This window comes from Clostridium sp. AM42-4, from assembly GCF_003480105.1.
Classification (GTDB): Bacteria; Bacillota; Clostridia; order Lachnospirales; family Lachnospiraceae; genus Brotaphodocola.
In genome coordinates this window covers 2263-2824 of the sequence record NZ_QUIK01000043.1, presented here as the reverse complement: position 1 = coordinate 2824, position 562 = coordinate 2263, and the positions used below count along the sequence as shown (strand labels likewise).

The window sequence follows — 562 nt, the reverse complement described above, 5'->3', positions numbered from 1 at the left end:
TTTGTCTATTTTCTTATCATTAACTGTCAAGTCCTTTAATGAAAATCCACTTTCCGCTTGATTGACGATCATTTTCATACCGGATGCAATTGGTAATTCGTATTTGTTGATTACGTAAAAATTCTCATCAGCATCGGCGAGATAATTTTTCACGAGTTCATAAACCTGTTTACCATTGATTTTTGCAACATATAATGCTGTATCTGAACTCTTCGCTGTCATCATGCCAACCCGGCTATTGGTGCATTCTCCTTTGTACATAGAAGAAGTGAAATAATAATATGGCGCCAGAGCCAGCTGTGCATCATTTTCTTCTCTGATCGTAGTTAAAATGGAAGATGCTGCATCACGGCCATTTCTATCGTTCAGTGAAATGGAATATTCATTTTCAAAATTCACCGTTGCTTTTTCTTCTGGAGCTTTACGATTCATTACACTGCAAAAAATATCATAAGCCTGTGTTTCATCCATTTCCCCTGACAGTAATCCGTGAACAGCCTCAAGACTTGCATAAAAAGATTTTTGAGCGGAATATCGGATATAAACGGCATTATTATTAATT

Annotated in this window: 1 pseudogene; it reads right to left on the bottom strand. The window is 36.5% G+C overall.

Features of this window, described 5'->3' with window-relative positions:
- Positions 1-562 (bottom strand): annotated as a pseudogene (locus tag DW922_RS17180) (carbohydrate ABC transporter substrate-binding protein); the annotation flags it as partial.